This is a genomic window from Hylemonella sp. GW821-FHT10B10 (genome assembly GCF_059415585.1).
On sequence record NZ_JBWKNN010000004.1, the window covers coordinates 76,448 to 100,799 of the forward strand.

General features: G+C 66.0%; 19 protein-coding genes and 1 pseudogene. 5 read left to right on the forward strand and 15 right to left on the reverse strand.

Annotated features, from left to right (window positions below; all coding sequences use genetic code 11):
- Nucleotides 1–341 precede the first annotated feature (341 nt).
- Genes mraY through mraZ form a run of 7 tightly spaced genes read right to left on the reverse strand, consistent with a single transcriptional unit; the run spans nucleotide 342 to nucleotide 7,883 of the window.
- Nucleotides 342–1,520 carry a phospho-N-acetylmuramoyl-pentapeptide-transferase gene (gene mraY / locus AC07NT_RS16130; RefSeq protein ID WP_498600104.1) on the reverse strand — a complete coding sequence of 393 codons (1,179 nt, stop codon included), beginning with the start codon at nucleotides 1,518–1,520 and terminating at the stop codon, nucleotides 342–344.
- Nucleotides 1,510–2,916, reverse strand: a complete 1,407-nt coding sequence (locus AC07NT_RS16135) for a UDP-N-acetylmuramoyl-tripeptide--D-alanyl-D-alanine ligase (RefSeq protein ID WP_498600210.1) — start codon at nucleotides 2,914–2,916, stop codon at nucleotides 1,510–1,512. The genes mraY and AC07NT_RS16135 overlap by 11 nt, the downstream gene beginning before the upstream one ends.
- A 14-nt stretch (nucleotides 2,917–2,930) precedes the next feature.
- A complete protein-coding gene (locus tag AC07NT_RS16140; protein ID WP_498600103.1) occupies nucleotides 2,931–4,451 on the reverse strand; it encodes a UDP-N-acetylmuramoyl-L-alanyl-D-glutamate--2,6-diaminopimelate ligase in 1,521 nt (506 codons plus the stop codon).
- The gene (locus AC07NT_RS16145; RefSeq protein ID WP_498600101.1) at nucleotides 4,445–6,184 is read right to left on the reverse strand and encodes a peptidoglycan D,D-transpeptidase FtsI family protein; all 1,740 of its coding nucleotides are present in this window, start codon (nucleotides 6,182–6,184) and stop codon (nucleotides 4,445–4,447) included. Before AC07NT_RS16145 ends, AC07NT_RS16140 begins: the two co-directional genes overlap by 7 nt.
- Nucleotides 6,181–6,510: a cell division protein FtsL gene (gene ftsL, locus AC07NT_RS16150; RefSeq protein ID WP_498600100.1), complete on the reverse strand. Its 330-nt coding sequence runs from the start codon at nucleotides 6,508–6,510 to the stop codon at nucleotides 6,181–6,183. Before ftsL ends, AC07NT_RS16145 begins: the two co-directional genes overlap by 4 nt.
- The gene (gene rsmH, locus AC07NT_RS16155; RefSeq protein WP_498600098.1) at nucleotides 6,507–7,445 is read right to left on the reverse strand and encodes a 16S rRNA (cytosine(1402)-N(4))-methyltransferase RsmH; all 939 of its coding nucleotides are present in this window, start codon (nucleotides 7,443–7,445) and stop codon (nucleotides 6,507–6,509) included. The genes ftsL and rsmH overlap by 4 nt, the downstream gene beginning before the upstream one ends.
- A 9-nt stretch (nucleotides 7,446–7,454) precedes the next feature.
- On the reverse strand, nucleotides 7,455–7,883 hold the full coding sequence (gene mraZ / locus AC07NT_RS16160) for a division/cell wall cluster transcriptional repressor MraZ (RefSeq protein WP_498600097.1): 429 nt from the start codon (nucleotides 7,881–7,883) through the stop codon (nucleotides 7,455–7,457).
- A 375-nt stretch (nucleotides 7,884–8,258) separates the two neighbouring features.
- On the opposite strand from mraZ, the gene AC07NT_RS16165 reads away from it, so the two are divergent.
- Entirely contained in the window at nucleotides 8,259–11,153 is a 2,895-nt protein-coding gene (locus tag AC07NT_RS16165) for an HD domain-containing phosphohydrolase (protein ID WP_498600095.1), read from the forward strand.
- Nucleotides 11,154–11,204: 51 nt separating this feature from the next.
- On the opposite strand, the gene AC07NT_RS16170 is transcribed toward AC07NT_RS16165, so the two are convergent.
- The 4 genes from AC07NT_RS16170 to AC07NT_RS16185 all read right to left on the reverse strand — a co-directional run bounded on the left by AC07NT_RS16170 (nucleotide 11,205) and on the right by AC07NT_RS16185 (nucleotide 16,682).
- Nucleotides 11,205–13,058 (reverse strand): type IV pilus assembly protein FimV, encoded by a 1,854-nt coding sequence (locus tag AC07NT_RS16170; RefSeq protein ID WP_498600093.1) that lies wholly within the window; start codon nucleotides 13,056–13,058, stop codon nucleotides 11,205–11,207.
- Between the two features lie 44 nt (nucleotides 13,059–13,102).
- On the reverse strand, nucleotides 13,103–14,065 hold the full coding sequence (gene dksA / locus AC07NT_RS16175; protein ID WP_498600091.1) for an RNA polymerase-binding protein DksA: 963 nt from the start codon (nucleotides 14,063–14,065) through the stop codon (nucleotides 13,103–13,105).
- Nucleotides 14,066–14,294: 229 nt separating this feature from the next.
- A complete protein-coding gene (locus AC07NT_RS16180) occupies nucleotides 14,295–15,368 on the reverse strand; it encodes a CobW family GTP-binding protein (RefSeq protein WP_498600089.1) in 1,074 nt (357 codons plus the stop codon).
- Between the two features lie 129 nt (nucleotides 15,369–15,497).
- Nucleotides 15,498–16,682, reverse strand: coding sequence for a class I SAM-dependent rRNA methyltransferase (locus AC07NT_RS16185; RefSeq protein WP_498600087.1), 1,185 nt, complete (start codon nucleotides 16,680–16,682; stop codon nucleotides 15,498–15,500).
- An 87-nt stretch (nucleotides 16,683–16,769) separates the two neighbouring features.
- Here AC07NT_RS16185 and AC07NT_RS16190 point away from each other — a divergent pair, with 87 nt between their 5' ends.
- Nucleotides 16,770–18,515, forward strand: a complete 1,746-nt coding sequence (locus AC07NT_RS16190; RefSeq protein WP_498600086.1) for a methyl-accepting chemotaxis protein — start codon at nucleotides 16,770–16,772, stop codon at nucleotides 18,513–18,515.
- On the opposite strand, the gene AC07NT_RS16195 is transcribed toward AC07NT_RS16190, so the two are convergent.
- From AC07NT_RS16195 to dapF, 3 genes are read right to left on the reverse strand one after another with little or no spacing between them, the layout of a single operon-like run.
- Nucleotides 18,512–19,471 (reverse strand): tyrosine recombinase XerC, encoded by a 960-nt coding sequence (locus AC07NT_RS16195; RefSeq protein WP_498600084.1) that lies wholly within the window; start codon nucleotides 19,469–19,471, stop codon nucleotides 18,512–18,514. The genes AC07NT_RS16190 and AC07NT_RS16195 overlap by 4 nt on opposite strands.
- A 3-nt stretch (nucleotides 19,472–19,474) precedes the next feature.
- On the reverse strand, nucleotides 19,475–20,137 hold the full coding sequence (locus AC07NT_RS16200; RefSeq protein ID WP_498600083.1) for a DUF484 family protein: 663 nt from the start codon (nucleotides 20,135–20,137) through the stop codon (nucleotides 19,475–19,477).
- A gap of 15 nt (nucleotides 20,138–20,152) precedes the next feature.
- Complete coding sequence (gene dapF, locus AC07NT_RS16205) at nucleotides 20,153–21,016, reverse strand: diaminopimelate epimerase (protein WP_498600082.1); 864 nt, start codon at nucleotides 21,014–21,016, stop codon at nucleotides 20,153–20,155.
- An 82-nt stretch (nucleotides 21,017–21,098) separates the two neighbouring features.
- On the opposite strand from dapF, the gene AC07NT_RS16210 reads away from it, so the two are divergent.
- On the forward strand, nucleotides 21,099–21,644 hold the full coding sequence (locus tag AC07NT_RS16210) for a carboxymuconolactone decarboxylase family protein (RefSeq protein ID WP_498600080.1): 546 nt from the start codon (nucleotides 21,099–21,101) through the stop codon (nucleotides 21,642–21,644).
- Nucleotides 21,645–21,668: 24 nt separating this feature from the next.
- Here the strand turns inward: AC07NT_RS16210 and AC07NT_RS16215 are convergent, their stop codons facing one another.
- Entirely contained in the window at nucleotides 21,669–22,652 is a 984-nt protein-coding gene (locus AC07NT_RS16215) for a tripartite tricarboxylate transporter substrate binding protein (protein ID WP_498600079.1), read from the reverse strand.
- A 103-nt stretch (nucleotides 22,653–22,755) separates the two neighbouring features.
- On the opposite strand from AC07NT_RS16215, the pseudogene AC07NT_RS16220 reads away from it, so the two are divergent.
- Together AC07NT_RS16220 and AC07NT_RS16225 are read left to right on the forward strand one after the other, a co-directional pair.
- Nucleotides 22,756–23,607: pseudogene (locus AC07NT_RS16220) on the forward strand (MBL fold metallo-hydrolase); the annotation flags it as partial.
- On the forward strand, nucleotides 23,604–24,320 hold the full coding sequence (locus tag AC07NT_RS16225; RefSeq protein ID WP_498600078.1) for an RNA pseudouridine synthase: 717 nt from the start codon (nucleotides 23,604–23,606) through the stop codon (nucleotides 24,318–24,320). The pseudogene AC07NT_RS16220 and the gene AC07NT_RS16225, both read left to right, overlap by 4 nt.
- Nucleotides 24,321–24,352 lie beyond the last annotated feature (32 nt).

Sequence of the window (24,352 nt, forward strand, 5' to 3'; positions counted from 1 at the left end):
GATCTCCTCCTGGGGCGCGACACCACTGTTTTCATCCGGCACGACCGGAGTCGATGGTTCGGACGTGCTCGCCTCGGTAAACAACTGGGCAACAAAGGCCGCCGCGTCACGTGCGGCTGTCAGGGTTTCGGGCAGGGGCCGCTTGGCCAACTTGCCAGTCGCGGGCAAGGAACCTTGGGATTCGGTATCGGCAGAAGACGGCGGCACGTCCTGTCCAGCATCTGACGCCATGGCATCGCTCGCGCCCACTGTCGGCTCATTCACGTCCGGCAAATGCGCCGAAGCCGCCTCGTCCTGAGGCGGCACCGGCTGGGGCAGATCGTCGGGTATTTCGTTCTCGTTCATCGCAATTTCAAAGTCGACAGGCCCACCAGGCACAGCAGCATGGTGATGATCCAGAAGCGCACGACCACCTGGGTCTCCTTCCAGCCGCTCTTCTCGAAGTGGTGGTGCAGCGGGGCCATCTTGAAAAGGCGCCGGCCCTCGCCGTATTTCTTCTTCGTGTACTTGAACCAGCTCACCTGCAGCATCACGCTCAGGGCCTCGGCCACGAAGATGCCGCCCATGATGGCCAGCACGATCTCCTGGCGCACGATGACGGCGATCGTTCCCAGCGCGCCGCCCAAGGCCAGCGCCCCCACATCTCCCATGAAGACCTGGGCCGGATGCGTGTTGAACCAGAGGAAGGCCAGACCGGCACCCGCCATGGCCGAGCAGAAGATCAGCACCTCACCCGAGCCCGGGATGTGCGGGAAGAACAGGTACTTGGAATACACGGCGCTGCCCGTGACATAGGCGAAGACACCGAGTGCCGAACCCACCATGACCACCGGCATGATGGCCAGGCCGTCCAGGCCGTCGGTCAGGTTCACCGCGTTGCTGGCGCCGACGATGACCAGATAGGTCAGTACGACGAAGCCGATCACACCCAGCGGGTAGGTGACCTCTTTGAAGAAAGGGAGCAGCAGGCCGGCTTTCGCCGGCAGATCGACCGAGAAACCCGAACGAACCCAGGTGACGAATAACTCCCAAACGCCCTGGTTGCTGCTGCCGGAAATCGAGAAGACAAGATAGAAGGCGGCGATCAGGCCGATCACCGACTGCCAGAAATACTTTTCGCGCGAGCGCATGCCTTCGGGGTCCTTGTTGACCACCTTGCGCCAGTCGTCCACCCAGCCGATGGCGCCGAAACCCAGCGTGACCGTCAGCACGATCCAGACAAAGCGGTTGGACCAGTCGAACCACAGCAGGGTCGAGATGCCGATGGCCATGAGGATGAGCACACCACCCATGGTGGGCGTGCCGCTCTTGGAAAGATGCGTCTCCATGCCATAACCGCGCACCGGCTGGCCGATCTTGAGCTCGGTCAGCCGGCGGATCACATAGGGCCCTGCCACCAGGCCGATCAGCAGCGCCGTCAGCGCGGCCATCACGGCACGGAAGGTCAGGTACTGGAAAACCCGGAAATAGCCGAACTCCGGCGAGATGGTCTGGAGCCACTGGGCCAGGCTAAGCAGCATGATGTTCTTCCTTGTTCTGTTCGGCGTAGACGCTCACGGCCTGCACCACACGTTCCATGCGCATGAAACGCGAGCCCTTGACCAGCACACTGGCCAGATCCGGCAAGGCCTGCAGCACGGCGGCGTTCAGCGCCTCGATGTCGCTGAAGTGGCGCGCTCCCTGGAAGTGCGCCGCACTCTGGGCGGTCTGCTCCCCCAGGGCGTAAAGCCGATCGATGCCACGTTCGCGGGCGTAGGCACCGACCTCGGCATGGAACCGCGGGCCCTCGCTGCCCACCTCGCCCATGTCACCCAGCACCAGCAGGCGCGGGCCCGGCAGGCCGGCCAGCACGTCGATGGCGGCGCGCACCGAATCCGGGTTGGCGTTGTAACTGTCGTCCACCAGGGTCAGGGTACGGCTGCGCAGCTGCAGCGCCAGGGCACGCGAACGCCCCTTGACCGGCTCGAAAGCCCCCAGCCCCAACGCGATGTGCGACAGGGGCACACCGGCCGCCAACGCACAGGCGGCAGCGGCCAGCGAGTTCTTGACGTTGTGCAGACCCGCCACGTGCAGTGTGTAGTGCAGAGCACCGGCCGGCGTACGGGCCTGGACCTGCCAAGCAGCGCCCGTCCATTGGGGCGCAGCGCAGCTGACATCGGCCGCGTCGGCCCGATCGGTGATTGCGAAAGTGAGTTGCGGCCTCGCGCTCGCCAGCTCATGCCACAGGGTGCTGTATGTATCGTCAGCGGGGAACACCGCAGTGCCACTGCCTCCCAGCGCTGAGATCACCGAGCCGTTCTCACGTGCCACGGCCTCGATGCTGCTCATGAACTCCAGGTGCTCGCGCTGCGCGTTGTTGACCAGGGCCACTGTGGGCTGGGCCATGGCGGCCAGCAGGGCAATCTCGCCCGGGTGGTTCATGCCCAGTTCCACCACGGCCTGTTGGTGCGTGCCGCGCAGGCGCAACAGGGTCAGGGGCACGCCGATCTCGTTGTTGAAATTGCCTTCGGTGGCCAGGGTGGCCTGCGGCTTCCAGGCGCGCAGGATGGCGGCGATCATCTGCGTCACCGTGGTCTTGCCATTGCTGCCGGTCACGGCGATCAGCGGCAGCCGGTGCTGCGCGCGCCAGCCTGTGGCCAGCTGCCCCAGTGCCCGCTTGCTGTCGGCTACCACCAGACCACTCAGGCCGCTGGCTCGCAGGGCCGTCTCGTCGCTGCACAGGGCTGCCACGGCACCGGCGTGCTGGGCCTGGGCAATGAAGGTGTTGCCATCGAAACGTTCGCCCTGCAGCGCCACGAAGAGGTCGCCGTGCTGCAGGGTGCGTGTATCGCTGTGCACGCGCTGCACGCCGACCAGGCCATCACCCACCAGGCGTGCGCCGGGCACCCAGGGCAGCGCCTGTTGCAGGTTGAACATGATGGTGTGGGCGCTCATGCGACCTCTCCTGTTGCACGGGTGCGCAAGGCCTGCTGCACCTGCTGCCGGTCCGAGAAGGGCGTGCGCGTGCCAGCGGCTTCCTGGTAGTCCTCGTGGCCCTTGCCGGCCACCAGCACCACATCGCGCGCATCCGCCTGCCCCAGCGCAAGCGCCACCGCCCGCGCCCGGTCGAGTTCGATCTGCACCGCGGCATGGCCCACCAGCCCCGGCCGGATCTGCGCCACGATGGCCTCAGGGGCCTCGCCGCGGGGGTTGTCGTTGGTCAGTACGATGTGATCGGCATGGCGCATCGCCGCAGCGCCCATGAGCGGGCGCTTGTGCGGATCACGGTCGCCGCCGCAACCGAACACGCACCAGAGTTTGCCGCCGCGCTGCGTCGCCAGCGGCTTGAGCGTTTGCAGCACCTGGGCCAGAGCGTCCGGCGTGTGCGCATAGTCCACCACGGCCAGCGGCAGGTCGACCCCGCCCTGGAATTCCATGCGCCCGGGTACGGGCTGCAGCGCGTGGCAGGCCAGCACCGCGTCGACCAAGGGCACATCCAGGGTGCGCAGCGTGGCGATCACGCCAAGCAGATTGCTCACGTTGTAATCGCCCAGGGTCTGCGTGCTCAATGGGATGCGAGTCTCTCCTTCACAGACCAGAAACTGAACACCTCGCGCACCCATGCGGATGTCTTGCGCGTGCAGGCGCGCGCCTGCATCAGCCCGCAAGGAGACCGTCCACAGGTCCACCGCACGGGCGGCCAGCGACGCTGCCAACGCGACACCCTTGGGGTCATCGAGGTTGATGGCTGCGGCACGCAGCCCCGGCCAGTCGAACAGCTCGGCCTTGGCCTGCCAGTAGGCCTCCATGCTGCCGTGGTAGTCCAGGTGGTCCTGGGTGAAATTAGTGAAGATGGCGGTGTGGATCTGCGTGCCATCCAGACGGCGTTCTGCGACGCCGATGGACGAAGCTTCGATGGCGCAGGCCGCCAGTCCTTCGTCCACGAATCGGCGCAGGGTCTGCTGCAGCAACACCGGATCGGGCGTGGTCAGACCAGTGCTCACCACAGCAGCGCCTTCCGAAGAACCCGGCACCGGCACGCGGCCCACACCCAGGGTGCCGATCAGGCCGCAGGGCACGCCCGGCTGCAAGGCCTCCAGGGCCTGCGCCAGCCACCAACTCGTCGAGGTCTTGCCATTCGTCCCCGTGACGGCCAAAACCTCGATCTGCTGCGAGGGTTGTTCGTAATAAGCCGCGGCGATCGGGCCGCTGGCGGCCTTCAGGCCGGCGTAGCTCGCGACACGTTCGTCGGCAAAGCCGAAGGGCTCAGCGCCGCTGCGCTCAACCAGGCAGGCCACCCCGCCCTGAGCCAGCACGCCCTGCACAAACTGGCGCGCATCGCGCGCCGCGCCGGGCCAGGCGATGAAGCCATCGCCCACGGCCACCCGCCGGCTGTCGGTCTGCAGCGTGCCACGCACACGGCCATGCAGCCACTGCGCGGCCTGGACGGGGGTGTGCAGTTCGGTCACCATGCGGCCCCCTCACCCACCTGCGCCACGATCTGCGGCTTGACTTCGATATCGGGCTGCACGCCCAGCAGGTGCAAGGTCTGCTGCACCGTTTCGCTGAACACCGGCGCGGCCACATCGCCGCCGTAGTACTTGCCGGCATCGGGCTCGTCGATCAGCACGGCCACAATGATGCGCGGGTTGGCGATTGGGGCCAGGCCGACGAAAAAGCTGCGGTATTTCTTGTCGGCGTAGCCGCGACCCTCCTGCTTGCGCGCGGTGCCGGTCTTGCCGCCCACCGAGTACCCCATGGTCTGGGCCTTGGGTGCCGTACCGCCCGGGCCGGTGGCCAGCTGCAGCATCTGGCGCACGGCGCGTGCGTGGCGCGCCTCCATCAGGCGCACACCGCTGACCGGCCCCTGGGCCTTTTGCAGGGTGACGGGGATCAGCTCGCCGTCGTGCGCGAAGACAGTGTAGGCGTGGGCCAGCTGCACCAGGCTGGCCGACAGGCCGTAGCCGTAGCTCATGGTGGCGTGCTCGATCGGGCGCCAGGTCTTCCAGGGGCGCAGACGACCGCTGACCGCGCCCGGGAAGGGCAGCTGCGGACGCTGCCCAAAACCGATCTGGCTGTACATCTCCCACAGGTCCTGGGCCGGCATCTGCATGGCTAGGCGGGTGATGCCGATGTTGCTGGACTTCTGGATCACCTCGCTGACGGTCAGCACCGGGTAGGCATGCGTATCGCTGATGGTGGAGCCACCCACGTTCATGCGGCCGCTGGCACTGATCTGCACCGATGTGGCGGGAGTGACCAGGCCCTTCTCCAGCGCGAGCGCGGCGACAAAGGGCTTGACGGTGGATCCCGGCTCGAAGGAATCGGTCAGTGCGCGGTTGCGCAGCGCATCCTTGAAACCCTGGCGCTTGCCCGGCATGTAGCTGGGGTAGTTGGCCATCGCCAGCATTTCGCCGGTCTGGGCGTCGAGCACCACCACGCTGCCAGCCTTGGCCTGGTTGTCGCGCACGGCCTGCTTGAGGCGCTGGTAGGCGAAGAACTGGATCTTGCTGTCGATGGAGAGCTGCACGTCGCGCCCTTCGACCGGTGGCACCTGCGTGCCCACAGCCTCGATCACACTGCCCAGACGGTCCTTGATGACACGACGTGAACCAGGCTTGCCAGCCAATGTCTGGTTGAAGGCCAGCTCCACCCCCTCCTGGCCCTGATCTTCCACGCTCGTGAAACCGACCAGGTGGGCGGCGACCTCGCCCTCGGGGTACTGGCGCTTGTACTCCTTGCGCTGGTAGATGCCCTTGATGCCGAGATCGGCGATCTGCTTGGCCACGGTCTCATCGACCTGGCGCTTGAGCCAGACAAAGGTCTTGTCCTCGTCCTCCAACCTGCGGTTCAGGTCGGCCAGCGGCATCTCCAGCAGGCGCGCCAGCCGCTGCAGCTGCTTCGGCTCGCGCTCCACATCTTCTGGAATGGCCCAGATGCTGGGGGCCAGCACGCTGGTTGCGAGGATCTGGCCATTGCGGTCCAGCACGCGGCCGCGGTTGGCCGGCAGCTCCAGGGTGCGCGCGAAGCGCACCTGGCCCTGCTTCTGGAAGAAGTCGTTGGACAGTACCTGGATATAGGCGGCGCGCCCGGCCAGCACCACAAAACTGAGCGCCAGCATGGCGACGACGAACTTGCTGCGCCATACCGGCGTGCGGCTGGCCAGCAGCGGGCTGGAGGTGTACTGGATACTGCGGCTGCTCATTGCAGGCGCCCCCCGGATATCCGCGGCTGCACAACAGCGGCGCCGGGCGCGCTGCCGCTGTAGGGCTGGTAACTCACGTAGTCCGTGATGGCCGGCGTGGCCGCACGCATGTCCAGCTTGTCCTTGGCCAGTTTCTCGACGCGCTGCACCGTCGCCTGCTGGCGTTTCTCCAGCTCCAGCTGCTCACGCGCGGTCTCGATGTGGCGCGCCTCCAGCACGGCGCGATCGAGCTCGGCGAACAGGCGGCGCGACTCGTATTGCACGCTCACGAGATAGAGCGCGCTGGCCAGGACGGCAAGCAGGAGAACCAGGTTGACCCGCGTCATACCCCGGTCCTCACAGCCACACGCATGATGGCGCTGCGCGCGCGCGGATTGGCCGCCACCTCGGCAGCGCCGGGCTTGATGCGGTCGATGGCGCGCAACTTCATGGGTTTCGGCTCGGCAAAAGGCGCACGGCGGTCGTAGACCTCGCGCGAATGCTGCGCGATGAACTGTTTGACGATGCGGTCTTCCAGCGAATGGAAACTGATCACGACCAACCGCCCTCCGGGTTGCAGTACATCGAGACTTGCCTCTAGCGCTTCTTGCAGCTCCTCAAGCTCGGCATTGATGAAAATCCGAAGAGCCTGAAATGTGCGCGTTGCAGGGTTCTGGCCCGGCTCGCGGGTTTTGACCGTGTCAGCCACGAGCTGGGCCAGTTCCCCGGTGGTTGAAATTGGGCCCCGCTCCTGTCGGCGCGCGACAATCGCCTTTGCAATCGGGCCAGCAAACCGTTCTTCACCGTAGTCACGTATCACCTCCGCGATCTGTCCTGTTTCGGCTGTCGCCAGCCACTGCGCCACGCTCTGGCCTCGCGTGGTGTCCATGCGCATGTCCAGCGGCCCGTCGAAACGGAAGCTGAACCCGCGTGTCGGATCGTCGATCTGGGGCGAGCTCACACCCAGGTCCATCAACACGCCGTCCGCGCTGGCCGGCGGCAGTTCTTGAAGGTGACGGAAACCCTGGTGCCGGATGGCAAAGCGCGGATCGGTAATCGACCGCGCTTCGGCAATGGCGGCCGGGTCTTTGTCGAAGGCGGTCAGCCGCCCTTGTGGCGACAGCCTCGACAGGAGCAGGCGGGAGTGCCCGCCGCGACCAAAGGTGGCATCGACATAGCGGCCATCGGCCGGCTCGGTGGCCGACTCGTCCGGCTTGTTGAGCAAGGCTTCTATCGCTTCGTTCAACAAGACGGTGGTATGTGTCCATGGGGCGTTTTCCACCGTCTTCCTTCAGAAGGAGAAGTCCTTGAAGACGTCGGGCATGTCGCCCTGCATGGCCTGGGCCTCCTGCGCGTCGTAAGTGGCCTTGTCCCAGAGCTCGAAGTGGTTGCCCATGCCCAGCAACATGGTGTCGCGCGTGATGCCAGCCGCGGCGCGCAGTTCGGGCGAAACCAGCACGCGGCCAGTGCCGTCCATCTCCACGTCCATGGCATTGCCCAGGAAGATGCGTTTCCACCACTGGGCCGCCATGGGCAGGGCGGCGATGCGCTCGCGGAATTTCTCCCACTCGGGGCGCGGGAAGACCATGAGACAGCCGTGCGGGTGCTTGGTGATGGTGAGCTGGCCGCCGGCCGTTGCGCTGAGCACGTCACGGTGCCGGGTCGGCACCGACAGCCGCCCCTTGGCATCCAGACTCAGCGACGAAGCCCCTTGAAACACGCGCGCAACCCCTTTTTCTGCACCAGTACGGGAGGATGAAAAGTGCAATCGCACCTTTCACCACTTAATCCCACTTTTTTGCACTGTAGCAGCAAAACCATGGGCCACAAGAGGGATGACACGAAAAATTTCAATGAAATCAATGACTTAGAACTGATTTCATTGAAATTCAGAATGAAAATATTGTTCTAAATTAAGCACTTAGCAAACGTTATGAATGTGATGCTTGAACCACCAAGTGAACCAAGAAGGTGCAGCAAACCGGCCACGTCTGGCCGCTGGATGTCAGGCTGCCAAGGGCTGCGCCAGTCACGGCCCCTGGCCTGAGCAGCCGTGTACATTCAGAGCAACAACAGCGTCTCGGGGACTCTTGCCATGACCAACGCCTCCGCCCTGCCCCGCCCCACTCCACGCGCAGGCTGGTCCATCCGCCTGCAGTCGCTCATCGCTGCGGTGGTCGTGACGTCCATGCTGGCGCTCGCCGGCGTGTTGCTGTGGAACAGCTGGCTGTCGGCCCGTGCCGCCCTGCTGGATGCAGCCAGCCAGAACTTCAGCGATCTTGGCAACCTGGTCAACGAGAAGAGCCGGCGCATCATCGGCCCGGCGCAGTCCACTCTGCGGCAGCTCTCCTTTGACCCCCTGACGCGCGCAACCCGCCTGGAGCAGCGCTTCGAACGTGTTGTCGTCCTGGCCGACATCCTGCAGCACAACCCCCTGCTGGCGGCCGTCTATGCGGGCTACCCGAATGGCGAGTTTTTTCTGCTGCGCCGTCTGGGCACGCCGGAGCTGCGCCAGCTCTTCGACGCTCCGGGCCAGGCCCGCTGGCTGGTACAGAGCATGTCCCTCGACCAGGGGAGGCACCTCGTCGGCCAGTGGCACTACCTCGATCAGAACCTGCGCAGACTGCGCACCCAGAACCTGCCCGACTACGGATTCGACCCGCGCCCCCGTCCGTGGTACCACAATGCCCTGCGCGAGCCGGGGCAGCAGTTGACCCAGCCCTACGTCTTCTACACCTCGCGACAGGTCGGCGTCACGCTGAGCGAACGCAGCCGCGACGGGCTGGCCGTGCTCGGCCTGGATGTGGACATCTCCGACATCGGCCAGGAGATGGCCGCCCTGCGCTACACGCCGGACACCCAGATCGCAGTCATCGATGAGAAGCAGCAGGTGGTGGCCTATCCAGGCACTGATGCCCACCTGCTCCAGAAGGGCGACAGCGTCAGTTTCAAGACGCTGGCAACCCTGGGCGTTCCGGCTCTGCAAAACCTGGCCGACGCCGCAGCGCTGGCCAAGCGGCCCTACAGCTACGAAGCTGACGGAGAACGCTGGTACGGCATGCGCATGCCGCTGGACGCCGTGCCGAACAGCCAGCTGGACATCCTGGTCGCCATTCCGGATCACGATCTGCTCGGCAACCTGCGCCACGCCCTTCGGCAGCAGGCTCTGAAAGGCCTGATCATTGCCCTGTTGCTGTTGCCTCTGGGCTGGCTCGCTGGCCGTCAGATCGGCCGTGCCATACGCAAGCTGTCGACGCACGGGCAAGGTCTGGCGCGTTTTCATTTCGAAACGACACTGCCCCCCGATCCCAGTCACCTGAAGGAAGTGCAGGAACTCGACCGCGTGCTGCAACACATGGGCCAGACCGTGCAGAATTTCCTCGGCATCACCGAGACCATCAGCCGCGAAGCCAAGACCGAGGTCATGCTGGAAAAGGTCCTCGACCAGTTGGTAGAAGCGACGCGCTGCATCCAGGGGGTGGTCTATCTGGTCGGCGCGGACGAAAGCGAACTTGCCCTCACTGCCGTCTCACGCCGGCGCGATGGCGCCGCGGACAGTGCCCACAACCTGCCGCAACGGGTCCCCATGGCGACCGGCCTGGCCTGGGCCGGCAAGGAGCAGTCGGCCGACAGCCTGGCCATCCAGCTGCGCAGCCGGCAACAGGAACTGCTGGGTCTGCTGGTGCTGCAATTCGGAGCCGATCAGCGCGAAGCCGGTGACGATTTCCGCACCTTTGCGGAAAAGCTCTCTGGCGTCCTGGAGGTCTCCATCGAGACGCGCCGTCTGATCGAATCGCAGCAGCGCCTGCTCGACGGTGTCATACGCCTGCTGGCCGATGCCATCGACGCCAAGAGCCCTTACACCGGTGGACACTGCGAGCGCGTACCGTTGCTGGCGGAGATGTTCGTCGACCGCCTCAACGACGATCCGTCCAGCCCTTACGCGGGGCGCTGGAACGCCGAGCAACGCTACGAGTTCAAGCTCGGCGCCTGGCTGCACGACTGCGGCAAGATCACCAGCCCCGAGCACATCATCGACAAGGCAACCAAGCTCGAGACGATCTACAACCGCATCCACGAGATCCGTACCCGTTTCGAGGTGCTGCATCGCGATGCCCTCATCGACTACTGGCAGGCCCTGGCCGAGGGTCATGGCGATGCGGTCGCCCTGCGCCACAGGCTGCAGCAGCGGCAGCAGCAACTGCAGGATGATTTCGCCTTTGTCGCGCTGTGCAATGTCGGCACCGAATCGACCGACAGCGACGCGCTCATACGCCTGCAGCGCATTGCCGGAGAAACCTGGCAGCGCCACTTCGATGACCGCCTGGGCCTGTCGATCGAGGAGATCCGGCGCGCGAGCACGCATGCCCCGCAGCCGCTGCCGGTCACCGAGCCGCTGCTGGCCAACCGCCCCGAACACGTCGTGCCCTGGGGGACACGCCGCCCCCCGGTGGAACGCGACAATCCTGCCAATGTGTGGGGTTTCGACATGCAGTTGCCGGCCAGCGAACGCGACCTGGGCGAACTGCATAACCTCTCGGTGCGCAGCGGCACGCTGACGGCCGAGGACCGCTTCCGCATCAACGACCACATCGTCCAGACCCTGATCATGCTGCGCCGCCTGCCCTGGCCGCGCCATCTCGCCCGCGTGCCCGACATCGCCGCCACGCACCACGAAAAGCTCAATGGCCAGGGTTACCCGCGCCGCCTGCGGGCCGACCAGCTCACAGTGGAAGACCGCATCATTGCGATTGCCGATGTCTTCGAGGCCCTGACTGCGCCCGACCGGCCCTACAAACAGGCCAAGACACTGAGCGAGTCCCTGGGCATCATGGCGCGCATGGCACGCGAAGGCCATCTCTGCCGGGACATGTTCGACATCTTCCTGCACCAGGGCATCTGGCGCGAGTTCGCCGAACGCCACATCGCCCCCTCACAGATCGACAGGGTGGACATCCAGACGCTGAGCGCGTACGCCCAGGAGCGTTGAGGGCGGCAGCGGGTCCGGCGCTCCGCAGAGCTGGCCCGCCGGGAAGCGCCCTCAGGCGGCGCGCGGCACCACCCGGGCGTGCTCGGAGATGCCGATCACGTTGAAGAAGGCGGCGACGATGCGGTTGACATCGCGGAACTGCACCTGGCAGCCCTTGCCCTGCTGCTCGGCCACCCAGTTCAGGATGCTGCCGGCCGCCGAGAAGTCGACCCGGATCAGGCGGGCACAGGACACCACCATGCGGGTAGCGCCTTCCATGCCGGCCTCCAGCCTGGCCAGCACCTCGGCCGCGTCGCCCAGGATCTCGCCGTACAGCTCGACCACCGCGGGCGGCTCGTCTTCCAGCCCCATCGGCACGGTCAGATGCTGCAGTGGCTCGTCCCAGGTGGAGTTCGGGGCGTCCCAGCGCGAACGGATGTCCTCGGCTTCGGCGGTGGCTGCATCCATCACCCCCTGCAACTCGCAGCTGCAGCGCGGCTCCTGCCAGGACGGGGGTGACACCTCATAGGTGACGCAATAGTCCAGCGCCACCAGCTCAAAAGCATCCTGCAGACGCATGATGCGCAGGGCATCCATGCGCAGCTGCCAGCACAGGTTGTCCACCGTGCGGTCACCTGAAGGCGTGAGCGCCAGCAAAGCGCGCTCCAGGCTGGCGTGGCCGCGAAAGACCAGCGTGGCCGGTGTGACGCACCACTGCGCCACCATACGGGCCAGCACAGACACGGCGTCCAGGCCGATGACGGTCAGGCCCTGCCAATCCAGTACCAGGGCACCGGGCACGCGCATCAGCGCCTGCAGCTCCTCCAGCGAGGCAGCGTCCAGCTGGGCCGGGCTGGTCCAATCCGCGGGACTGGCGGCCGAGGCCGGGGCCCGGGCTGCGGGCGCCGTGTTGGTCTTGGAACGGCCCAGCAGATCAGGCGTGGAAAACCAGGCCGGAGCCGAGCGGCCGAAACGGTTGGCAAATTCAATGGCCACGCTGTCAAAGCGCGCCTGCTGACCGGTGGCACGGTAAAGGTCGAACAGGGCCGACATCCAGGTCTCGGCCAGGTCGGGGCGCAGGCCGTCGCCCTGCAGCGCCGCCAGCAGACTTTCCTCGGCGCCAGCGTCATCGCCATTGGCAAAGCGGATGGCAGCGTCCTCCAGGTCGGGGTCGGTCAGGTTGTCGGACGGCACCGCGGCATACAGCCGTTGAGTCGAGAAACCGGCCCCCATGGGGGCGCCGCTGCGCACAGCCGCGGGCTGTTGCTGAGGGTGCGCGCGGCCAGGCGCGGCGCGGCCGACGGGCGCCGGCGCATCGCGCAAGCCCATGGGCGCAGGGATGGTGGGGGCGTTCTCGGCCAGCTGGGTGGGGGGGTACCCGCCGCCCCTGGGCGCATCGGCCCACTGGGGACTGTCGGGGCGCAGCTCCGAGGCCTCGGTCGCCTCGAACCGGCTGTCTTCGTCCTGGTTCGACACGGGCGCAGAACTGGGCGGCTCGGTCGGGCCGGCGTCGGGGCGAACGCCCTGGGCAGGGGAAACTGGAAAGGCACCGGCGCGTGAACCGGCCTCTTTGCCCTTCCACCACTGGCGCGACATCTGCGCCTCGATCTCGTCGATCTTCTTCAGCGTCTCCGCGCGGTCATCGTGGTTGGAGGTCAGGCTGCTCTGGAAGAAGGAGGGGCGACCGGCCTGGTCGGCCGGGCCCAGCGGTTCGCGGCGGCGCAGCTTGCGCAGATGGTCGAACTCGCGCTTGCGTACGAAGTCGTTCTGCCGCTTGCGCTCGATCATCTCCTTGAGCGCCTCCTTGCTGTAGCCGCTGTCGGCTTCCGGCTCCTTCTGGTCGAGCTCGGACCAATCCTTGGTCGGATTGCGCACGAACTTGGCCACCTTGGACAACAAGCCGGACCTGTTTTCGTCTTCAGCCATGTCAGGATTATGGAGTGCGCGTCAGAGGAAGGGCCTGTTCTGGATCAATCCCCGAACATCTTCTGCTTGAGTTCGCGGCGCTGCTGGGCCTCCAGCGAGAGCGTGGCCGTGGGGCGGGCCAGCAGACGGCCCACACCGATGGGTTCGCCGGTCTCGTCGCAGTAGCCGTAGTCGTTGGCATCGATACGGCCGATCGACTGCTCGATCTTCTTGAGCAGCTTGCGTTCGCGGTCGCGCGTACGCAACTCCAGCGCATGCTCTTCCTCGATGGTGGCGCGGTCGGCCGGGTCCGGCACGATGACAGTGTCCTCGCGCAGGTGCTCGGTGGTCTCACCGGCGTTGTTCAGGATGTCCTGCTTGAGCTGCTGCAGGCGCACACGGAAGGCGGCCAGCTGCTTGTCGTTCATGTACTCGCTGTCGGGCATGGCCATCAACTCTTCATCGCTGAGTTGGTCGGCCGGCTTGGTTTTCCAGTTGTTGGCGAGCTTGGGGTCTTTTTTGACGGAGGAAGGCAGGGGAGGAGCAATCAGGGTCTGGGACATGGTCGGGGTGTAACTGGCCTTGACGGCGGTGGAAGCCGTCGTCTGGGCCATGGAGGGAACGGTCAGCTGCGCCAGCCGGGCCGAAGCCTTGGCCGTGCGGGCTGGCGCTTCGGGCACGGGCGCCTTCACCGGCATCGGCACGGGGGCCTTGGCCAGCGGTTTGGCGACAACGGGTTTGGCCGCCGGCTTGGCAGGCGCCTTGGCGACAGCTTTCTTGGCCACCGGCTTGGCAGCCACCTTGGCCTTGGGGGCCGGCGCCTTCTTCGCTACCGGTTTGGCAGCAGCTTTCTTGGCCGCCGGCTTGGCAGCCGCCTTCTTGGCGAGCGGCTTGGCCACGGCTTTCTTGGCCACCCCAGGTTTGGCGGGCTTCTTCACGGCCGGTTTGGCCTTGGCCGCCGGTTTGGCAACAGCTTTCTTGGCGGCCGGTTTGGCCTTGCCTGCAGCAGATTTGGCTTTGGAAGACACGGACACCTTTCCTGGTTGGGCTTTCACTTCTTGTCTCCTCGCAAGCTGGGCCTGCGCTAGATTTCTTCTGGCCTGCTGTTATACCCGCATTGGGGACTCGAGGGCCGCTCCAGACCAAAATTTATGGGGCGCGAGTGTACATACCTTCACACGGACGGCACGGGGGTTGCAAAACCGAGACAGCCCGGGCCACCGGAACCCCCGGCGCCCACTCGCGCCGGCAGGGGCCTCAGACTAGGCTCTGCTCCAGCCCCTGCAGGAGGACATCCTTGGGCAGGTCGATGCCGATGAAGACCATTTTGCTCAGGCGCTGCTCACCCTCGGCCCACTCCGGGCCCAGGTCGCTGCCCATGAGTTCGTGCACGCCCTGGAAGATCACCTTGCGGTCCGTGCCCTTCATGTTGAGCACACCCTTGTAGCGCAGCATGCGCGCGCCGTAGATGTTGATGATGGCGCCCAGGAAATCCTCGAGCTTGGCTGCATCAAAAGGGCGTTCGGAGCGGAAGACGAAACTTTTCACGTCGTCGTCATGGTGATGGTGGTGGCCATGACCGTGCGCAGCATCGTGCTGGTGCGAGGGATGGTCGCAATGCTCACCATGCTCGTGGTCATGGTCGTGGTGTGCATGGTCGTGTCCATGGTCCTCCTCCTTGAGGAAGTCAGGATCGATCTCCAGCTTGGCGTTCAGATTGAAGCCGCGCAGATCGAACACCTCCTTGAGCGCCACCTCGCCGAAATGCACGGCCTTCTGGGGTGCGCGCGGGTTCATGTGCTTCAGGCGGTGCTGCAGCGCACTCACCTCTTCGGCCGAAACCAGATCGGTCTTGCTGATGAAAATCTGGTCGGCAAAACCCACCTGGCGGCGCGCCTCCTGGCGATCGTTGAGCTGCTGGGCGGCGTGCTTGGCGTCCACCAGGGTAATGACGGAGTCGAGCAGGAAACTCTCGGCGATTTCGTCGTCCATGAAGAAGGTCTGGGTCACCGGGCCGGGATCGGCCAGGCCCGTGGTCTCGATCACGACACGCTCGAAGTCCAGCAGGCCCTTGCGCTTCTTGGCCGCCAGCAGTTGCAGGGTGGCGCGCAGGTCTTCGCGGATGGTGCAGCAGATGCAGCCATTGCTCATCTGGATGATCTGCTCTTTCGTCTCGGAGACGAGGATGTCGGTGTCGATGTTCTCTTCACCGAACTCGTTCTCGATCACGGCGATCTTCTGGCCGTGCGCTTCCTGCAGCACGCGTTTGAGCAGGGTCGTTTTGCCGGAACCAAGAAAGCCGGTAAGGATGGTGGCGGGGATCAAGGCCATGGATGCAATCTCGAAAATGGAGTGGCTGCCCAGTGCGTCATGCGCCGGGGGCAGGCAGGATGGAAAGGGATAGATGGGGAGTTTAGCGAGAACCTCAAGGGACGGCCCGCGCAGGGCCATTCGCCACCCTCAGCCCTTGCGCATCACGACCAGGCCCTTGAGATACTCCCCCTCGGGGAAGTTGATCGTCATGGGATGGTCCGGCGCGCCGCCCATGCGCTCATGGATGTAACCGTCGACGCCAGCGTCCGTGCCGGCCGAGGCCACGATCTTGTGGAAAAGATCGGCGCTGATGCCGCCCGAGCAGGAGTAGGTGAACAACACTCCACCGGGCTCAAGAAGCTTGAGCCCCAGGCGGTTGATGTCCTTGTAGGCGCGCGCGGCCCGTTCGGCATGCGCCACCGTGGGCGCGAACTTGGGCGGATCCAGCACGATGGCGTCGAAGCTGCGTCCTTCCTCCAGAAAGCGGCGCAGACTGGCGTTGACATCGGCGTCGAGGAACTCGGTGCGCGCCGCATCGAAACCGTTGAGCGCGACATTGGCCCGTGCCTTTTCGATGGCCGGTCCGGAGGAGTCGATGGACGTGACCTGCGCCGCACCACCGGCCAGCGCCGCCACGGTGAACCCCCCCGTGTAGCAATAGCAGTTGAGCACGCGCTGGAACTGCAGACGCCGCGCATAGTCGGCAAAACGTTTGCGGCTGTCGCGCTGGTCGAGGTAGAACCCGGTCTTGTGCCCCTGGGCGATGTCCAGGCCCAGACGCCAGTCATGCTCGCGCAGCACCAGCCCTGTCGGCCCCTCCCCGCGCAGCCAGCCGGTCACCTCCGGCAGACCTTCGAGCCCGCGCGCGCTGGCGTCTGAGCGCTCGTACAGCCGGCTGAGCCCCGTCTCGGCCAGCAAGGCGTCGGCCAGCACGCTCTTCCAGCGCTCGGCACCCGCGCTCAAAAACTGCGCCACCAATGTATCGCCGTAACGATCGACGATGAGCCCGGGCAGGCCATCCGCCTCGCCATGGATGAGGCGCAGGCCGTCACTCTGGATGTCAAAACGCGCACGGGCACGAATGGCCGCGGCTACCAGCCCTGTGAGAAAAGTCGCATCTATGCGTTGTTTTTCATCAAAGCTCCAGACCCGCGCGCGGATCTTGGACTGCGGGCTGAAGGCCGCCCAGGCCAGAAATTCGCCCTGGGCCGACTCGACCCGCACTGTCTCGCCGGCGTCGCCGCCGCCCTTGGCAAGGGCCGATTCGAAGAGCCAGGGGTGGTGGCGCAGCAGCGAGCGCTCCTTGCCTTCCTTGAGTCGGATCAATTTCATGCCAGGGATTGTCGGGCTTTTCCGGGGTTCCCTTCTGCGCCAATTTGGTTAGAGTGGAACAAAGGGCCATAGCCCGAGGAGATAACCATGAGATTGAAGGACGTCAAGATCGGGGCCAAGCTGATGGGCGGCTTCGTCCTGGTCTTGTTTCTGGCCGCCATCCAGTCGGCGCTGGCCGTGTTCGGCACCAACGCGCTGAACAACAACACGCGGCAGATGTCCGACCACCTGCTGCCCAGCGCCCTGCACACCGGTTTTCTCGGCACCCAGGCCAGCCGCCTGCGCGCGGCGCAGTTCCAGCACCTGCTGGTTTTCGGCGAGGACGATCGCCGCGCCCTCGAGAAGCAGATGGACACCCTGCGCGAGGCGGTGGACACCGAATCGCAGGCCTACGCCCGCATCCTCGAGGCCGGCGAGGAAAAAACCCATTTCGAGAAATTCCAGGCGGAATGGAAAAAGTACCAGGCCCAGCAGGCCGAGATCACGGCGCTGGCACGCCAGCGTCGCGATGAAGAGGCCATGGACATCCTCAAAGGCATCGGTCTGCAGACCTTCGAGGCCATGCTGGGCGCTCTGCGCGCCCTCTCGGAACTGTCCCAGGGCGGCGCCAACCAGGCGCGCGACACCAACACCAACCTGCAACGCAGCGTGATGATCGCCAACCTCGGCGCGCTGTTCGTGACCATCGTGCTGGGTCTGCTGATCGCTCGCACGCTCAACCGCACCATCTCGGGTGGCGTGGGCTATGCGGCCCAGCTCACACGCAAGGTGGCCCAGGGCGATCTGAGTTCGCGCATCACGCCCAACACCCAGGACGAGATCGGCCAGCTGCTGCACGCCGTGCTCGACATGCAGAACGCACTGACCCAGCTGGTCACGCGTGTACGCCAGGGCAGCGACTCGGTATCGACCGCCAGCGCCGAGATCGCGCAGGGCAACCATGACCTCTCGGCCCGCACCGAAAGCCAGGCCAGCGCCCTGCAGCAAACGGCCGCGTCCATGGAAGAACTGTCGTCCACCGTCAGACAGAACGCCGACAACGCGCGCCAGGCCAACCAGCTGGCCCAGAGCGCCAGCACCGTGGCTGTCAAGGGCGGTGAAGTCGTGGCCCAGGTGGTGGACACCATGAAAGGCATCAACGAAAGCGCGCGCAAGATCCACGACATCATCAGCGTGATCGACGGTATCGCCTTCCAGACCAACATCCTGGCGCTCAACGCCGCCGTGGAAGCCGCACGGGCCGGCGAGCAGGGCCGCGGCTTTGCGGTGGTGGCCGCCGAAGTGCGCAGCCTGGCCGGTCGCAGCGCCGAAGCGGCCAAGGAGATCAAGGCCCTGATCACCGACAGCGTCGGCCGGGTCGAACAGGGCAGCACCCTGGTGGACCAGGCCGGCAACACCATGAACGAGGTGGTGGCCAGCATCCGCCGGGTGACCGACATCATGGGCGAGATCAGCACCGCCAGCAGCGAGCAGAGCACGGGTGTGGCCCAGGTGGGAGAGGCCGTCACACAGATGGACCAGACCACCCAGCAGAACGCAGCCCTGGTGGAGGAGATGGCGGCGGCGGCCAGCAGCCTCAAGAGCCAGGCCCAGGATCTGGTGCAGACCGTGGCCGTGTTCAAGCTGGCGGGCGATACGGGCACCTCGGCAAGCCCCACACGGACCGCCCTGCCCAAAGCCGCGCCGACGGCCTCAGCCCGGGCCCCCACCAAACCCGCGGCCGCACCGAGCCCCACGCGCCTGCCCGCGCCCGTGCGACCCGCCAGCACCGCGCCCAAGGCACCGGCGGCCAAATCCACCGGAGCGGCCGACAGCGACTGGGAAAGTTTCTAAACCTTGCCCGGCTTGCTGCGCGCGCGCGGATGCGCCGCGTCGTAGGCCTTGGCCAGGTGCTGGAAATCGAGCCGTGTGTAGACCTGGGTGGTGCTGATGTTGGCGTGGCCCAGCAACTCCTGCACTGCGCGCAGGTCGCTGCTGGACTGCAGCACGTGGCTGGCGAACGAATGGCGCAGCATGTGCGGATGTACCGGCGTGGCCAGCCCCGCCTGCAGGCTGCGCCGCTTGAGGCGCTGCCAGATCGATTGCGCCGTCAGCCGCGTGCCATTGCGACCGGTGAAAAGCGCCGCCTGTTCGACCGGCACACCAACCTGGGCACGCACATCGAGCCAGCGCTTGAGCGTCGTCATCGCGGCCTTGCCTACCGGCACGCTGCGCCGCTTGCTTCCCTTGCCCAGCACATGGGCTTCGCCGGCCTGCAGGTCGATCCAGCCCCGGGCCGACCCGCTGGCGACCACGTCCAGACCGGTCAGCTCGCTCACGCGCAGGCCGCTGCTGTAGAGCAGCTCCACCATGGCAGCGTCACGCGCCTCCAGCCAGGGATCGTTCTCTTCAGAGTGAAAGCTGGCCAGCTGCACGGCGTCGTCGACACTCAATGCCTTGGGCAGGGGCTTGGCCGCCTTGGGCGCACGCACGTCTTGCACCGGATTGCTAACCACCAGGCCTTCGCGTCCGAGCCAGGCATAAAAGCCGCGCCAGCCCGACAGGATGAGTGCAATGCCGCGTCCGCTGCGTCCGCCGCCGTGCATCTGCGCGATCCAGCGGCGCACGTGCGCACTGTGCGCCTGACGCAGCGGTATCTGGGCTGCAACGGCAAACTCGGCCAGCTTGCGCAGGTCCAGCGCATACAGCTCGACCGTGCGCTGTGCCAGACGCTTCTCGACCCGCACGTGCTCCAGATAACGCTCGATCAGAGTCTGATCGTCGCCAGCCGAGACCGCCGGGCTCGTCACGACTTACCTCAGCGGTGTCAGCGCCGCACTCGCCACCTCGGCGATGCGGGCCAGGAACTCCGTGCCCATGGTGCTGGTGTAGCGCTGGGCATCGGGCGACGCCAGCACCAGCATGCCGAAAGCCGGGCCGCTGGTGCCGGCCTCCAGCGGTCGCAGGGGCAGCAGCGCCAGCGAGACGGCCTGCGAGGGATGGGCCAGCCAGGCCGTGGCTTCAAAACCGGAATTGACGCCACAGAATGGTTCGCGCAGCGAGTTGGCCAGCAGGCGCGCATCCTCGCTCACGCCCTGGGCGAAAGCGGCAGCGGTGTGGGCAGGAGCCACGTCCCAGACGCGGATGGCCACCTGGGGCACGGCGAATTGCAGCTGGATGGAGCTGGCCACCAGTTCGGGAATCTCGGCCGGCTCCTGCGCCAGGAAGAGATCGCGGGCCCAGCACAACATGCGGTCCGACAGCGCCAGGTTGTCGCTGCCGTGGCGGATCATCTCGATGAGCCGGCCTTCAAGCATGCGGATCTTCTCGCGCAGCATCTCGGCCTGGCGCTCCTGCAGGCTGACGGTGCGCCGGCTGTGCGGACTGATCAGGCGCACAGCGGCCAGCAGGTCGGACTGGCGCTCGAAGAATTCCGGATTGGCGTGCAGGTAGTTGGCGATGTCTTGTTCGGTCATGGCTTGCGGTTGGGGTTATTTCAATTCGGGCACGTCGACTTCGCCCTGGAACACGGTGGTCGCAGGGCCGGTCATGAGCACAGGCGCTCCGCCCCCGGCCCACTCGATGGTGAGCACACCACCGCGTGTCTGCACATCCACGCGGGCATCGAGTTGACCCAGGCGGATGCCGCTCACCACGGCCGCGCAGGCGCCGGTGCCGCAGGCCAGTGTTTCACCGGCTCCGCGCTCCCACACGCGCAGCTTCACGTGCGCACGGTCGACCACCTGGAGGAAACCGGCGTTGACCCGGCGCGGGAAGCGCGCATGGTTCTCGATCAAGGGTCCCTGCGCATGCACGGGAGCAGTCTCTACATCAGCCACCAGCTGCACCGCATGCGGGTTGCCCATGGAGACCACGGCCACCGGCACGGTGACGCCGTCCACCTCCAGCGGCCAGGTCTGCCAGGGGCCTTGCGACCGGGGCGTGAGGCCGGCTCCATCGAAAGGAATGCGCGGGAGTTCGAAGATGGGCGCACCCATGTCCACGGTGACACGACCATCGGGGTTGAGGCGCGGCTCGATCACCCCGCCCAGGGTCTGGACACGAATGCGGTCCTTGCCCGTGAGGCCGGCGTCGTGCACATAACGCGCGAAGCAGCGCGCACCATTGCCGCACTGCTCGACCTCGGTGCCGTCGGCGTTGTGGATCACGTACTCGAAGTCGACGCCGGCCGCCGGGGCCGGGCGCACGGTGAGGATCTGGTCGGCGCCGACGCCGAAGTGGCGGTCGGCCAGCCAGCGGTACTGGGCGGTGGACAGGCCAAGACGGCCGCGCGTCTCGTCGAGCACGACGAAGTCATTGCCCGCACCCTGCATCTTGGTAAAGCGAATACGCATGGCGACAAATTATCCGCCGTTTCAACGCGTATCCTTGAGGCTGCCGGTTTCTATTCACCCATCCACTCACGAGAAAACAACGATGCGCCTGCCCGAATGGACCCCCGAACGCAAACCCCAGCCACAGGAACTGGTGGACGCCATCCTGGCGCGCCGCGGCGGCACCCTGATCAACCTGGACAAGGCCCTGCTGTGGAGTGAACCCCTGGCCCGCGGCTGGAACACCTACCTCAAGGCCGTGCGCAGCGAACTGCCCACCAGCCTCAAGCTGCGGGAGCTGGGCATCTGCACCGTGGCCCTGCTGACCGGCGCCAGGTACGAGTACCACCACCACGCCCCGGACTTTCTGGGTGCGGGCGGCACCCAGGCCCAGCTCGACGCCCTGAACGCCTTTGTGAAAACCGATCCGCGCGGTGTCCCGCGCGATGCTTCATTGAACGAGCTGGAGGCGCTGGTCATCCGCTACGCCGCGCAGATGACGCTGGACGTGAAGGTGACGGACGAGGTGTTCGATGCCTTGCGCCAGCATTTCAACGAGACGCAGATCGTCGAACTCACCAGCGCCATTGCCACCTACAACATGGTGGCGCGTTTCCTGGTGGCGCTGCAGGTCACGCCGGAGGATTAAACACCCTCCCCGTGGGGGCCAACATCAGTCCGGCTTGATGTCGTTGTCCTTCACCACCTTGGCCCAGATGTCGATCTGGCGGTCGATGAAGGTGCGCGCGGCCTCGGGCGTACCGCCCAGCACGTCGATGCCCTGGGAGTCCAGGCGCTTGGCCACCTCGGGGGACTTCAAGGCCTTGTTGATTTCTTCGTTCATGCGCTTGACGATCTCCGGCGGGGTTTTCGCCGGGGCCAGCACGGCCCACCAGGCCGGGGCCTCGAAACCGGCAAAACCGCTCTCGGCGACCGTTGGCACATCGGGCAGCTCGACCGCGCGCTTGCTCGATGTGACGGCCAGGGGACGCATGCGCTTGCTGTCGATGTGCGGCTTGGTCACGAAGACCGAGCCGATCGAGAGTGGCACATGGCCGGCGACGGCATCGTTCATCAAGGGGCCGCCCCCCTTGTAGGGCACGTGCTGGAAGTCCAGTCCACCACTCTTGCCCAGCAGGGCCATGGCCAGGTGGCCCAGGCTGCCCGAGCCGATGGAGCCGTAGCTCACCCCCTGTTTGCTACGCGCCGCAGCCAGCACGTCGGCGAAGGACTTGTAAGGCGAGCCGGTGTGCGTGGCCAGCACCATCGCCGAGGTGCCCACCACGATGATGGGGGTCAGGTCCTTCTTCGTGTCGAAGGGCAGGTTGGGGATCAGGCTCGGGTTGACACCATGCGTGTCAAACACCACGGCGAAGGTGTAACCGTCGGCCGGTGCCGCAGCCACCATACCCGTGCCGATGGAACCCGAAGCGCCACCCTTGTTATCGACGATGACGGTCTGGCCCAGCTGCAGTTGCAGAGGCAGTTGCAGGATACGCGCCACCTGGTCCACCGACCCTCCGGGCGGGAACACAGCCACCAACTTGATCGGCTGCTTGCCCGGCCAGGCCTGCGCGAGCGCGCCGTGGCTCCATCCCAGACAGGCTGCGCCGGCCAATGCCAGCATCAGGCGCAGGCAGGTTCTTTTTTGCGTCATGGTGTCTCCTCGTTGTGTCGTGCAGAATCGTTCCATGGTAAGTCCAAACCCCAGCGCGTCCACCCCGCACGAACCCCAAGCCAGCCTGCTGGCCGCGCCCCCCTGGCAGCATGAGCAGGCCGTAGCCCTGCTGCCCCATGTGCTGCGCCTGACCGCGCCCAACCCCGGCGTCATGACGGGCCCGGGCACAAACAGCTATCTGCTCGGCGAAGCCGACACAGGCTGGATCGTGATCGACCCTGGCCCCGATGAACCGGCACACATCGAGCGTCTTTGGCAGGCCTGCGGCGGCGACATCCGCATGATCGTCTGCACCCACTCGCACGCCGACCATGCACCGGCTGCACGCCCCTTGCAGGCGCTGTGCCTGCAGCGCGGTGGCAGCCGCCCCCCGGTGCTGGGCCTGCCCTCGGCCCCCACGGCCAACCCCGTCAGCCACTTCGTCCCGGACCGTGCGCTGGCCGATGGCGAGCGACTCAGCCTGGAAACCGCGGACGGCGGCACGCGCCACACCCTGCAGGTCATCCACACGCCGGGCCATGCGGCCAACCACCTGTGCCTGATCCTGGCGCAGGACGGCCTGCTGTACTCGGGTGACCACATCCTCAACGGCAGCACCACGGTCATCAATCCGCCTGATGGCAATATGACGGCCTACCTCGACGCGCTCGATGCGCTGGATCGGGCCTGTGAGGTTCATGCCCTGCACTACATCCTGCCGGCCCATGGCCATGTGATGAGCGAGGCACGCACAGTCATCGCCAAACTCAAGGCCCACCGCCTGGCCCGCGAAGCCAAGGTGCGCGTGGCCATGCGGGCCCGGCCCCAGGGCACGCTGGACGACTGGGTGGCGCTGGCCTATGACGATATACCGACCAGCCTCTGGCCGCTGGCCAAGCGCTCGCTGCTGGCCCATGTCGAGCGCCTGCAATCACTGCCTGGCGGTGCGCCATGAACGAGCCCGTACGCCTGTCCAAGCGCGTGGCGGCCCTGCTGCCCTGCTCGCGCAGCGAGGCCGAACGGTACATCGAAGGCGGCTGGGTGCGTGTCGATGGCCGGGTGGTCGAGGAACCGCAGCACCGGGTACTGAACGAGAAGATCGAGATCGACCCCGCGGCCCGACTGACGGAGTTGCCGCCGGTCACGCTGCTGCTGCACAAACCGGCCGGCCAGGCCTCGCCACAGCTGCTGCTGAATGCGGGCAGCCATAGTCCCGACGACCCCAGCGGTATCCGCGTTCTCAAACGCCATTTCAGTCAGCTCGTGCCTGCCGTTCCCCTGGAGCCCGCAGCTAGCGGCCTGCTGGTCTACACCCAGGACCCACGGGTGGCGCGCAAGCTGAGCGAAGACGAGCGCGTGATTGAAGTGGAAATGACGGTCGAAGTCCAGGGCGAGGTCTCGCCCGCCCAGCTGGCACGACTCATGTGGACCACCGACGATCGCGGGCAGCCGCTGCCCCCCCTCAAGGCCAGTCTCAACAGCAGCGGCGAGGGCCGCAGCAAGTTGCGTTTTGCGGTCAAGGGCGCGCACCCCGGTCTGATCGCCTACGTGTGCGAACGCGCCGGTCTGCAGATCCTGTCCATGAAACGCATCCGCATCGGCCGCGTGCCCATGACCCAATTGCCCCCCGGACAGTGGCGTTACCTGCAGTCACACGAACGCTTCTAGAGGCAGGTCTTCGTGCTGATGGCGCTGCTAAA

Coding starts and splice junctions, on each gene's coding strand:
- AC07NT_RS16225 (WP_498600078.1), top strand. CDS start 23,604: ATGAACGAGCCCGTACGCCTGTCCAAGCGCGTGGCGGCCCTGCTGCCC.
- AC07NT_RS16135 (WP_498600210.1), bottom strand. CDS start 2,916: ATGTTCAACCTGCAACAGGCGCTGCCCTGGGTGCCCGGCGCACGCCTG.
- AC07NT_RS16145 (WP_498600101.1), bottom strand. CDS start 6,184: ATGAGCAGCCGCAGTATCCAGTACACCTCCAGCCCGCTGCTGGCCAGC.
- AC07NT_RS16200 (WP_498600083.1), bottom strand. CDS start 20,137: ATGACCGAACAAGACATCGCCAACTACCTGCACGCCAATCCGGAATTC.
- AC07NT_RS16185 (WP_498600087.1), bottom strand. CDS start 16,682: ATGAAATTGATCCGACTCAAGGAAGGCAAGGAGCGCTCGCTGCTGCGC.
- AC07NT_RS16210 (WP_498600080.1), top strand. CDS start 21,099: ATGCGCCTGCCCGAATGGACCCCCGAACGCAAACCCCAGCCACAGGAA.
- AC07NT_RS16170 (WP_498600093.1), bottom strand. CDS start 13,058: ATGGCTGAAGACGAAAACAGGTCCGGCTTGTTGTCCAAGGTGGCCAAG.
- ftsL (WP_498600100.1), bottom strand. CDS start 6,510: ATGACGCGGGTCAACCTGGTTCTCCTGCTTGCCGTCCTGGCCAGCGCG.
- AC07NT_RS16215 (WP_498600079.1), bottom strand. CDS start 22,652: ATGACGCAAAAAAGAACCTGCCTGCGCCTGATGCTGGCATTGGCCGGC.
- dapF (WP_498600082.1), bottom strand. CDS start 21,016: ATGCGTATTCGCTTTACCAAGATGCAGGGTGCGGGCAATGACTTCGTC.
- AC07NT_RS16165 (WP_498600095.1), top strand. CDS start 8,259: ATGACCAACGCCTCCGCCCTGCCCCGCCCCACTCCACGCGCAGGCTGG.
- AC07NT_RS16190 (WP_498600086.1), top strand. CDS start 16,770: ATGAGATTGAAGGACGTCAAGATCGGGGCCAAGCTGATGGGCGGCTTC.
- AC07NT_RS16140 (WP_498600103.1), bottom strand. CDS start 4,451: ATGGTGACCGAACTGCACACCCCCGTCCAGGCCGCGCAGTGGCTGCAT.
- AC07NT_RS16180 (WP_498600089.1), bottom strand. CDS start 15,368: ATGGCCTTGATCCCCGCCACCATCCTTACCGGCTTTCTTGGTTCCGGC.
- mraY (WP_498600104.1), bottom strand. CDS start 1,520: ATGCTGCTTAGCCTGGCCCAGTGGCTCCAGACCATCTCGCCGGAGTTC.